Annotated in this window: 9 protein-coding genes and 1 pseudogene; 4 read left to right on the top strand and 6 right to left on the bottom strand. The window is 67.3% G+C overall.

Going from position 1 to position 8,425, the window contains the following annotated elements:
• Window positions 1-270: 270 nt before the first annotated feature.
• The 5 genes and pseudogenes from STSP_RS40875 to STSP_RS32125 all read right to left on the bottom strand — a co-directional run.
• A pseudogene (locus tag STSP_RS40875) lies at window positions 271-440 on the bottom strand (transposase); the annotation flags it as partial.
• Window positions 441-652: 212 nt separating this feature from the next.
• Window positions 653-1,387: an SDR family NAD(P)-dependent oxidoreductase gene (locus STSP_RS32140; RefSeq protein WP_067284545.1), complete on the bottom strand. Its 735-nt coding sequence runs from the start codon at window positions 1,385-1,387 to the stop codon at window positions 653-655.
• A 72-nt stretch (window positions 1,388-1,459) separates the two neighbouring features.
• Complete coding sequence (locus STSP_RS32135; protein WP_078067676.1) at window positions 1,460-2,566, bottom strand: alanine racemase; 1,107 nt, start codon at window positions 2,564-2,566, stop codon at window positions 1,460-1,462.
• A 123-nt stretch (window positions 2,567-2,689) separates the two neighbouring features.
• Window positions 2,690-3,175, bottom strand: a complete 486-nt coding sequence (locus tag STSP_RS32130; protein ID WP_067284544.1) for a RidA family protein — start codon at window positions 3,173-3,175, stop codon at window positions 2,690-2,692.
• Between the two features lie 949 nt (window positions 3,176-4,124).
• Window positions 4,125-4,334 carry a DUF2180 family protein gene (locus STSP_RS32125; protein WP_067284543.1) on the bottom strand — a complete coding sequence of 70 codons (210 nt, stop codon included), beginning with the start codon at window positions 4,332-4,334 and terminating at the stop codon, window positions 4,125-4,127.
• A gap of 394 nt (window positions 4,335-4,728) precedes the next feature.
• Here STSP_RS32125 and STSP_RS37810 point away from each other — a divergent pair, with 394 nt between their 5' ends.
• Window positions 4,729-4,890 carry a hypothetical protein gene (locus STSP_RS37810; protein WP_198547474.1) on the top strand — a complete coding sequence of 54 codons (162 nt, stop codon included), beginning with the start codon at window positions 4,729-4,731 and terminating at the stop codon, window positions 4,888-4,890.
• Between the two features lie 887 nt (window positions 4,891-5,777).
• Here the strand turns inward: STSP_RS37810 and STSP_RS32120 are convergent.
• On the bottom strand, window positions 5,778-6,464 hold the full coding sequence (locus STSP_RS32120; protein WP_067284542.1) for a GntR family transcriptional regulator: 687 nt from the start codon (window positions 6,462-6,464) through the stop codon (window positions 5,778-5,780).
• Window positions 6,465-6,774: 310 nt separating this feature from the next.
• Between STSP_RS32120 and STSP_RS32115 the strand changes: the two genes are divergently transcribed.
• From STSP_RS32115 to STSP_RS41385, 3 genes are all read left to right on the top strand, one after another.
• Window positions 6,775-7,455, top strand: a complete 681-nt coding sequence (locus tag STSP_RS32115; RefSeq protein ID WP_067284541.1) for a haloacid dehalogenase type II — start codon at window positions 6,775-6,777, stop codon at window positions 7,453-7,455.
• 49 nt (window positions 7,456-7,504) lie between these two features.
• Window positions 7,505-7,990, top strand: a complete 486-nt coding sequence (locus STSP_RS32110; protein WP_067284540.1) for a RidA family protein — start codon at window positions 7,505-7,507, stop codon at window positions 7,988-7,990.
• Between the two features lie 102 nt (window positions 7,991-8,092).
• Window positions 8,093-8,425, top strand: a 333-nt coding sequence (locus tag STSP_RS41385) for an SDR family oxidoreductase (protein WP_198547473.1), incomplete at its 3' end; no start/stop codon positions are given.

Genomic DNA, 8,425 nt, shown 5'->3' with positions numbered 1-8,425 from the left:
CGCTGTCGCGGACGACCACCGTCTTGCCGCCGCCCTTACCGCCGCCGGCCGAGGCACGGCTGGTGCCGGTGCCGCAGGCGGCGAGGGAGGGAAGAGCGGCGAGGGCGGCGAGGCCGCCTGCTCCGCGCAGGAGCGCTCTACGACCTATCTGGGCATCACTCATGGCAATACTCCTCATCTGGGGACGCGTGGGACCAGCTGTGCGGGGGCTTTACCTCGCAGGTGCGGGGGGGATGGTGCAGGGCGGCGAACGGGGACAGAAGGCAACGCCCGCTTGCGCTGCCGGTCGCCGCTTCTGGGCGCGTGTTCGCCGTGGATCGACGTCCCCGACGACCTTGTGGTCGGGGTGACGCCGGCTAGAAGGCCAGGTGAGCGGCGGTGGGGATGCTGGAGCCGTCGCCAACGGTGACCAGCAGGGTGGCGACGGTCCTCAGCGCGACGCGTCGCGGTGGCGTCGGGGTGGCCGGGGTGGCACGGATGCGGTCCTCGGCACGGGCGCACTGTGGGTGGCGGAGTTCGAGTGCGGCGATCGGGGCATGCGCTCGACTCGTAGTCGATCAGTCATGATGCAATCGGCGGTCGCCCGAGGAAGAAGGTGAGAGGGAGAACAGGTCGTTCAGTCCAATGCTGGTGGTGATGCCCAGCAAGGTATTCAGGAAGCGGTGTACCCGCCGTCGACGGTCAGGACCGATCCGGTCACATACGACGACTCCGACGAGGCGAAGAAGAGCACCGCGTCGGCGACCTCCTCGGGGGTGGCGAGGCGTTGGAGCGGGATCGTGCTCTCGCGCTCGCGGCGGTAGCCCTCGGGGTCGGGCCTGCGCTGGAACGCCGCTTCGATGATCGGGGTGGCGGTCAGGCCCGGAGCGACGACGTTGACACGGATGTTGCGCGGGGCCCATTCGATCGCCGCGCCCTTGGCGAGCATGATGAGGCCCCCCTTGGCGGCGGAATACAGCACCTGCCCGGACATGCCGACCATGCCCAGCCGCGAACTGACGCAGACGAACGAGCCGCCAGTCTCGGGCATCAGCGGCGCGAAGTGCTTCATCACCAGGAACGCGCTGAGCAGGTTGCTCTCGAGCACGTTCTTCGCGTCGTCGCAGGCCATCTCGGTGAGCGGAGCGGTCGCCTGCAGGCCGTGGTTGAGGACGACGACGTCGACGGTGCCGAGAGACTCGGCGGCCTGCTTGGCCAGGCTCTCGACGAACGCCTCGTCGTTGAGGTCTCCGGGAACGTACAGGTCGTCGGGCTGAGCGCTGTCGAGTCGCTCCCTGCGGCCGGTGAGCAGCAGCCGCGCGCCCTCGCGGCGGAAGTGGGAACTCACCGCCTGTCCGATGCCACTGCTGGCGCCGGTCACCAGGGCCGTGACGTTGTTGAGTCTCATGTCAGGCATTCCTTTACGGGGGAGGTCGGTCGGGTTGCGGACTCGGCCACGGGGTCTTGTCCCTGGGGCCGGTCAGTTGAGGAATCCGCGGGCGTCGACCGACCAGCGCTGCAGCGACGTGCCCGTGCTGTCGGTGACGATCAGTTCCTCGAAGCCGAGGACGACCGGGCACACGTGGTTCGGCACGACCGGTACGACGCTGCCGACGCTGGGGCGGAACTCGCCGTCCGGCAGCGGAAGGAACCCGTGGTACTCATTGAGCTTGGCCAGTACTGCCTTCGTGCCGGCGATGCCGCCGTAGCCGATCTCGGGGCTGCCTTCGCGGCTGAGGGCTTTGGTGCCCACATCGAGGATGACCTGGTCGGGGACCCAGTCGCTGACCACGGTACCGGCGACGAACAACGCGATCTGGTCGTCCGTGCAGGCGCCCAGCCGGGCGTTGTTCAGGTCGCCGAAGACGTACTCGCCGGGACGGATCTCGGTGATCACGCTGCTGGTGGAGAACTCGAGGGTGGGCGTGGAGCCGGCGCTGACCACCTCAGCGGTGACCCCGACGTCGGCGAGGCTGCGTACCGCGGTGGTGAGCGCGGCCTCCTGGTCCTGCGCGGCGCGCTTGCGAGCGTCCGGACCCGAGCTGCCGTGACCTGGATAGGTGAAGACGCCCACCGGCACCAGACCGCGCTTGCGGGCGGCAAGCGCGAGATCGCCCGCAGCCTCGGGCGGCGCCCCGGAACGACGGGCGCCACAGTCGACCTCGATCACGACCTGCAGCCGGTCCGGTTCGTCTCCCATCGCGTCGGCGAGGGCCTCGATCGCCGCGACGTTGTCAACGCCGACCCGCAGCCGGGCGGACTCGGCGAGCCTGCGGATCCGGGGCTTCTTCGATCCCGCGGCCCAGATCGGGTAGGCGAGGAAGATGTCGTCGAACCCGGCCGCGGCGAAGACCTCGGCCTCACCGACATTTCCCGCGGTGATCCCGACCGCGCCGGCCTCGATCTGGCGCCGCCCGATCTCCACACACTTGTGCGTCTTGACGTGCGGCCTGACCTTGAGGTTGCGCTGGTCGGCGAAGCCCTGGATGCGGTCGATGTTGCCCTGCATGACGTCGACCAGCACGATCGGCGCGGGGGTGTCGATCCGCTCGACGAGAGCGTCGAGTGCTCGTTGCAGCCGGTTCACGCTGCCCTCCTTGTGGTTCTACCTGGAATGATCGAGGGGCGCGGGTGCTGACTGCCCCTGGATGCCGAATGCGCGCGGCCCGCGATATCGCGCGCACATGCGTACACCGCCGTCGGGCCCGCCCTACGCAGCGGTGCAGACCATCTGGATCTCGACCGGACTGTTGAGTGGCAACCCGGCGACACCGATCGCGGTGCGAGCGTGCCGTCCGTTCTCGCCCAGCACCTCGATGAGCAGGTCACTGGCCGCGTTGGCGACGTTCGACTGCTCACCGAAGTCCGGCGTACTGGCCACGAAGACCAGCATCTGCACGATCCGGACCCGGTCCAGATCGCCAACCGCCTGCACAGCGGCAGCGAGGCAGTTGAGCGCGGCATGGCGCGCGAGTGACCGCGCCGTCTCGAGCTCGACGTCCCTGCCGACAGTGCCCTGCCCCAGCAGCCAACCGTCCTTGTAAGGCAGCTGGCCCGAAATGTAGATGCTGGAGCCCACGGTCTGGTGGTGCACGTAGTACGGGTTGTCACGCAGCTCGGGAAGGGTCAGACCCAGGGCCTGAAGCCGATCGGAAGCCGAGCCGGTGTTCGCTGCCGACGTCACGGACTGGCTCATCGCGCCACCGCCGAGGACGGAACAGAGCACGTACCCACACAGTTGGCCATGAGAACCCGCTTCACATGAATTTTGATCATGTACTCGGTTCTCCTCTCGAGTAACAGTCGCGGCGAAACCCGGCATGATGGCTTAAAACTGCCACCGTATTGTCGTTTGTCGACGATATGGGTGCCTGTCGAGTGCTGTCAATAAAAACTTCGGCCTCGAGCACAGTCTGGAGCACCGCGTGCAGCTCGATCCGCCGCTGCCGGAAGCGACGGTCGACCCCGCGACCCGGCTCACCGGTCTATGCGGTCCGGTGTGGACGAGCATGTGCAGCACACCTGTCCGCATGACGATCGCTGACGGCGGCGGGATTCTCGAGCGGTTGACACGGATGGTCGAGTCGATCCGGATCCGCCTGGAAGGTGGATGCGGCAGGAACACGACCGTGGCGCGGAGGCAACTTACCAAGGAACAGCGGGAGTTGACCGCGCCGTTCTTGCCGATAGGCGAGTACGGCCCCCATCTTGAGCGGCTGCGGCGGACCGATCACGACAGTACAGGCGCTGGCATTCGGCTGCCCGAGTTGCAGCATGCGGCGGCTCGGACCGCCCGGCGGTCAGTGGGTGTCCGCCCGGCAGGCCGGGCACAGATCCCACCGGGTGGTCGCGCCCTCATCGATCGCGCAGTCCTGGAAGTCCCCCGGGTCCAAGCAGGGTGCCCCACCCACGCTGTAGTCGAGGTCCTGGACACCCGGCGGCTGATCCGTACTCGTCCTGCTCCTACGACATCTTGCCGTCCGCGGTTGTGCCTCCAGCATGGCGCACCGACCGTGGCTACGACTGAGGCCCGGACGCCGCACCAGTGATCCGGGACGGCGTCCGGGCAGGCCAAGAACGGGTGCTCGGACGGGCAGCGCGCGTTCGGCGACCGGTGATGCGGCGTGATAAGCACACCATGCGGGTCAGTGCGCCGTCTCGGCCATGTCGCAGGTGTGGCATACCACCCTGCGTGCCGGGATACGGCCGTACGAAGAGCCCAGGCCGTTCTGGTGGTCGACGCGTACCTGACGTACACGGGCGTGGTTCTCGCAGGTGGCCAAGCCGCAGCGCGAGCACACACCGATGCCGGTGGTGTCGCTGCGCGCCTCCTGGAGGCAGTCGTAGCACCTCATGTCCAACTCCGATTTCACTAGGGGCCGGGCGTGGCGGCCAACCAACACGCACAAACGCACAAACCCACCCAGGCCGCACACACCTACTCAAGGAGTTTGAAACGTAGGTCCCAGTTTAGACTTTGTCAAGACTAAGACTCGATCGCGATCGTATGACCGTGCGCGATGCAGTGAAGCAGCTTGACCTGACTATCAGTCAGCGTTCGCAGTCCAGAGGTACAGCGGCGCACTCCCGCCCCCGCACCTCGCGACCGCGCTCCAGGCAGAGTGGCCCGTTGAACGTCGGCACGGTGCGGACGGCGCCGCCGGGGTGCAACTCCGACCCGTCTACCAGGAGCGTTGAGGGCCGACGAGTCGCCGGCCGATCCCCGAGATCAGGCGACTCGGCGAGACCTTGAAGCAGTGCCGCGAGGCGTTCCTGGCCTACCGCGAGACCGGCCGCGCCGGCATCAAAGCCGCCGCCAACGGCTTCATCGAGCTTCACCGACGCGTCGCCCGCGGCTTCAGAAACCGTGCCGACCGACGGTTACGCATGCGCCTCGCCGGCGGCGGCTGACTTACCCCGAACTTTCAAGCAGGACGCGCCACTCAGACCTCGCTTCGCATGGCCTATGAGCTCGTTGAGCGGTGCAAGACAGTTCTGGTGTCCGCCGAGGGAGGTGAGGCGTCCTCAGGGCAGTGGCTGACGGCGGGCCGGTAACCGCGAGACCGCTGGGAGCGGGCACCTTCGTGGCCTCGCCTGGCTGCACATGGCGGGCAGTTGCCTCCGACCTCGACGAACTCGGTGGCATCGGCGCATTGGCCTGGTCGCGGTGCGCGATCGACTCCGTCATTGTGTGCGGAGCCGCTGACCGGACGGAGTCCGACCGATCGTGGCCCTGCTGGGAGCCCTGTCGACGGGCATGCTGCTGGCGGACCGGAGCCTTTCCGGATTTTCACCGTGCCTCGCAGCCACGGCGACGGGCGCCGACCTGCTGTGGCAGGTCAAGAGCGCCGTGGTGCTGCCGGTGCCTCGGTCCTGGAAGACGCCCCAACCTCGCCCGGATAAGGGCCGCGCCAGGTATCGCCGTGATGACCCGCAGGCAGGTGATGTCCGAACCCCGGCGTGCCCTGCACCGATGTCCTGCCCGTGGTCGCACACCTCGATCATCGAGTGCACCGGAGTCGAGGCCGGCTGCGCCAGGAGAGAACCGCGCGTATGACACAAGGCCGCCACGACCCGCCCTCTCCTGGAAGAACGGACCCGCCCGCACAGCTACCCCCGGAGCCGTAAACGCCCCGTCGCCCCCTACCCGTCCCACCGCGCCCGCGACCGGCAACCCTCACTCAAGATCCGATACAAGATCGCGTTGACAGTGCGGGCTTGATCGTTGACTTTTCGGCATTGGCCTACAACGTCACGGTGGCGAGCGGGCTTGGACACTTCACGCAGGCGGCGTGGCCTCATACATGCCGGGGCGTGCGTTCCCCTCGATCTCCCGTCTGGGCTCGCAGCCCCATGGGGAAATGGGCAGCCAGTTCCTGGCGGAACGCGTCGGTGTCGCCTTCCAGGGCAACCGCGGCCAACCTCTCGTGCTCGACGACCAATTGATGCGGATCCTCGCTGTAAGTGCGGTGATCGACGCTGAGGTGGAGGCGCAGCTTGGTCTCCCAGCCGTTCCAAAGACTCTGCAGGACGCCGTGCCCCGAGAGATCGTAGAAGAGCCTGTGGAAGCGAAGGTGCGCGTCGATGCTGGCCGGGATGTCGTCCTGCTCCATTGCCCGGTGGAGATCCTCGACGGTTTGCAGCAACTGAGGCCGCTCAGGACCGCGTAGTGCTTCGGCCGAGAGCTCGGCGGCGTACGGCTCGACAAGTAGCCGGACCGAGTCGATCTCGGCGACCTCACGAGCACTCACCTCTACGACGAACGCCCCACGGTAGGGGATCTTTACGACGAGCCCTTCCTCCTCCAGCTTGGTCAGCGCCTCGCGCAGCGGGGACCGGCTGATGCCGAGATCCGCGGCGATGTGTGCCTCGCGCAGCTGGCCACCAGGAGGTACGGTGCCGTCGAGGATGGCAGCACGCAGTGTGCGGTAGACGCCGTCCGGCGTCGTCATCCGCTGCTCCTGCCACTCGAACTTGTGGTCCACCCCGTCGCCCTCCTTGGTCGTTGTCGACCACTTGGTCGTTTGTCGACTATACCTCCGCTGATTTGGCATCGACACCTCAAGTGGTGATCTGCGCACGGAGCTCCCTCAACTCACAGCCGTCCCCCTTGCGGCTCGCGGGCGCGGTGACAGGTCGGCACCGAGGAACAGGGGCAGACAGCGGTTCGAGGGAGCGCCGACTGTGGCCGTGAAGTTGTTGACAGTCGATGGCCATCTGGTCGACAATCGACCCAGAAAATGGTCGACAATCGACCAGAGCACAGGCTGCTCCGCTGAAGCACTAGGAGGACCAGTGGGATTCGACGTCAAGCCCAAGTTCGTGACGTTCGACATGAACGGAACGCTGATCAACTTCCGCATCAACGACACGATGCGTGAGGTCCTGGGCGACCGGCTGCCGGCCGAGGTCGCCGATGAGTACCTGCGGATCTGCAAGGCGTACCGGATCGACGAGTGCACGGGCGCGTACCAGCCGTTCCACCAGGTCGTCGCGCGTTCCATGGAACGCGCCTCGCGCAAGGTCGGTCTCGAGTACCGCGAGGACGAGGCGCGCGCGGTGTACGAGCGCATCCCCACCTGGGGCCCGCACCCCGGTGTCACCGAGGCGCTGAACCGCCTGGCCGAGGAGGTCCCGCTGGTCATCATCACCAACAGCGACACCGCGCACGCCGTGCGCCTCGCGGAGAACCTCAAGGCCCCCTTCGAGGTCGTCATCAGCGCTGAGGAAATGGGCGTCTACAAGCCGCGACTCAGCTCGTTCGAGTACATGTTCGACAAGCTCGGCGTGACACCCGACGAGCTCGTGCACGTCTCCGCGAGCCCGATGTACGACCTGCGCTCCGCGGCCATCATGGGCATCGAGAACAAGGTGTACGTCGACCGCGGCTGGGAGCACGACGAGCACTGGCTCGGCTACGAGCGGATCACCGACATCGCCGACCTCCCGGTCCTCTTCGGTCTGCCGCGCCCCTGACACCCGAGCGGAGAACTGAGGAAATGATCCACAGCAAGGTGGTGGCGGAATGAGTCAGCCCCTGCCTCAGACCGTCAAGGGTGACTCGGCTTCAGAAAGGCTCCAGGCCCTGGGACTGAAGCTACCCGTCCTCGCCGGCACCACGTACCTCGTGCCCCACCGGACGGTGGGCTCCACCATCCACCTCTCCGGCCAACTCCCCTTCAAGGACGGCGAGCTGCTGGGGCAGGGCGTTGTCGGCCGGGACGTGGAGCTGGAGACCGCGCAGGAGCTCGCGCGCCATGCCGCGCTCAACGCGCTCGCCGCTGCTGTGCAGGCGGTGGGCGACCTGGAGCGGGTCCGGATCGTGCAGATGCTGGTCTTCGTGGCCAGCACGCCGGACTTCGGTGAGCAGTCGAAGGTCGCCAACGCGGCCAGTGAACTGCTCATCGAGGTACTGGGTGAGAACGGACGGCACGCCCGCACCGCGATCGGTGTCGCCGGGCTGCCGCTCAACACCCCTGTCGAGATCCAGGTCGTCTGCACCGCTGTGTAGCGGCGAGCCACTCATGAGCAGCGCGGCGGTGGCCCGGCTTCGACAGGCACTCGACGCCCTCGGCCAGCACGATCGACACCCCGGTGCAGATCGTGCTGGCCGATGCGAGGGGCGATTTCGCTCAGGCACCTCGCCACTCCCGAGGAGATCGCCGACGCCGTCCTGTTCCTCGCGTCGTCGGAGTCCTCGTACATCACCGGGGCAACGCACCCCGTCGACGGCGGCCACACCGCCTTCCAGCAGCGGCCCACGCGGTTCCCCGAGACAGATGAAGGACACACCATGAACGCCCTCGCGGCACCACCCCGAAACGGAGAGCTCGGCTTCTGGGTGGCCCAACTGGCCGACAAGAAGCCCTCGTTCCCTCGCTTCACCGGCCAGGACTCCGTCGACGTGGCCATTGTCGGCGGCGGCTACACCGGCTTGTGGGCGGCG

It is taken from the genome of Streptomyces jeddahensis, assembly GCF_001642995.1.
In the GTDB taxonomy this organism is placed as follows: Bacteria; Actinomycetota; Actinomycetes; order Streptomycetales; family Streptomycetaceae; genus Streptomyces; species Streptomyces jeddahensis.
Note: the sequence above shows the minus strand (reverse complement) of the source record. Positions and strands in the feature narration are given on the sequence as shown.